At 60.0% G+C, this 1823-nt stretch carries 3 protein-coding genes; all 3 read right to left on the minus strand.

The genetic code is table 11. From position 1 onward, the window contains the following. Window positions 1–140: 140 nt before the first annotated feature. On the minus strand, window positions 141–557 hold the full coding sequence (gene vapC, locus AC1DT3_RS19810) for a type II toxin-antitoxin system tRNA(fMet)-specific endonuclease VapC (RefSeq protein WP_477466926.1): 417 nt from the start codon (window positions 555–557) through the stop codon (window positions 141–143). Beyond that, window positions 557–775: an antitoxin gene (locus AC1DT3_RS19815; RefSeq protein ID WP_477466927.1), complete on the minus strand. Its 219-nt coding sequence runs from the start codon at window positions 773–775 to the stop codon at window positions 557–559. The genes vapC and AC1DT3_RS19815 overlap by 1 nt, the downstream gene beginning before the upstream one ends. Before the next feature lie 158 nt (window positions 776–933). Further along, entirely contained in the window at window positions 934–1659 is a 726-nt protein-coding gene (locus AC1DT3_RS19820) for a DUF1013 domain-containing protein (protein ID WP_477466928.1), read from the minus strand. Between the last annotated feature and the right edge of the window lie 164 nt (window positions 1660–1823).

Consider the following 1823-nt stretch of genomic DNA (forward strand, 5'->3'; position numbering starts at 1 on the left):
AAAGATCGCCGACGGGGACAACTGGACCATGCCCGCCACGATCGACGACCCGGCGATCCTGGAGGAAATCGGCGACGCGCTGCGTGGTCGCGGATTGGCGTCCTAGAGGTGCGCCAGATCGCGGAATCGCTCAGCGCGGTCTATGCAGCCGATACCCAATTTTCGATCTTCAGATTTGGGATCCGCTGGAACTCACGCTCGTTGTTGGTCACCAACGTGATCCCGAGACTTAAGGCGTGCGCGGCTATCCAAAGATCATTGTTGCCGATGATTTCGCCTCGTCGCGACAGATCGAACCGAATCTTTCCATACGTTCTGGCTGTGGCTGCATCCAAGGGCAGAACAGGAATGAGCGTCACCAGTTGCTCCAGGATGGTCGATGCCTGTTCCGCGTTCCCGCTCTTGCAGGCGCTGTAGGAAAGTTCGCCATAGGTCACGACCGAGATGGCAGTCGAGCCCGGCGTGAGCGACTCGAACCGCTTCAAGACCTCTTGCGGGCGCTCCCGTCGAATATGAATGCAGATATTCGTATCCAAGAGGTAGACGGGATCAGGCATCAGAGCCCCGAACGATCTTGCGGCGGCGCATCTTCCCGTTCGAACTCGGGCAGCTGACAGATCAGGTCGAATGCTCGACCGAGATTGCGCGCCTTCTCGCGGAGGACGATCTCATCGCCACGGCGAAAGATCTCCACCTCGTCGCTTTTCAACCGAAACTGCTTTGGAAGGCGGACGGCTTGGCTGTTTCCGGAAATGAAGACTTTCGCTGTTGTCATAGACGCCTCGTGTATACGTAGTGTATATACATTCCGCGGCTGGATTTCAAGAACCCGACCGACGCACAAAAAAGCCAAGCCTCATAAAGGCTTGGCTTCCACATTACGGCAATGCGCTTGCGTCTCCGGGTCGTTCGCAATGCGCGGGCACAACGAACTTATTCGTCGTCGTCTTCGTCGTCCGCGCGCTTGAGTTGCTTGAGCTTGGCGAACACCGAATTGACGTCGATCGTCTCTTCCTGCTCGGGCTTCGGCTTGCTCATGTCGGCGAAAGGCTCGCTCGCGGGCTGCGGCGCGGTGGACACCTCGGCCGGGAGGAGCGTGCCGCCGGGCTCCGGCGCTTCCACGTGCGGGCGATCCTTGGCGGCGCGCTGGACCTCGAAATCGAGATCGATCTGCGAGCATAGGCCGAGCGTGACCGGGTCCATCGGCGAGAGGGTCGCCGAATTCCAGTGGGTGCGATCGCGGACCTGCTGGATCGTCGACTTGGTGGTGCCGACAAGACGCATGATCTGCGCGTCCTTCAGTTCCGGGTGGTTGCGCACCAGCCAGAGGATGGCGTTCGGGCGATCGTGACGCCGCGAAACCGGTGTGTAGCGCGGGCCCTTGCGGGTGCGCTTGACTTCGGGAAGCTTCACCTTGGTCTCTGCCATGCGCAGACGGTGATCGGGATCGGCCTGAGCCTTCTCGATCTCTTCGCGGGTGAGCTGGTTCGTGGTGATCGGATCAAGGCCCTTGATGCCCGTCGCCACTTCGCCGTCGGCGATGCCCTTCACCTCGAGGGGGTGAAGCTTGCAGAAATCGGCGATCTGTTCGAACGACAGCGACGTATTCTCGACGAGCCAAACGGCCGTCGCTTTTGGCATCAGCGGTCCTTGGGACATTAAGCGAACCTCCTTCGAGCCGGGCGCCGATTTTCGGCGCCGCACGGCAAAACTCTCTTGTGCTCCGTCCCGGCCGGGCCGAAGCATCTCTACTCACGATGTGAGGGAAACAGGTCGAATATAGGGAAATCGCGACGAGGTTGCAAATTCTAGATCGCGATGGG

The organism is Microvirga sp. P4_G7 (assembly GCF_056401005.1).

Coding starts and splice junctions, on each gene's coding strand:
- vapC (WP_477466926.1), bottom strand. CDS start 557: ATGCCTGATCCCGTCTACCTCTTGGATACGAATATCTGCATTCATATT.
- AC1DT3_RS19815 (WP_477466927.1), bottom strand. CDS start 775: ATGACAACAGCGAAAGTCTTCATTTCCGGAAACAGCCAAGCCGTCCGC.
- AC1DT3_RS19820 (WP_477466928.1), bottom strand. CDS start 1,659: ATGTCCCAAGGACCGCTGATGCCAAAAGCGACGGCCGTTTGGCTCGTC.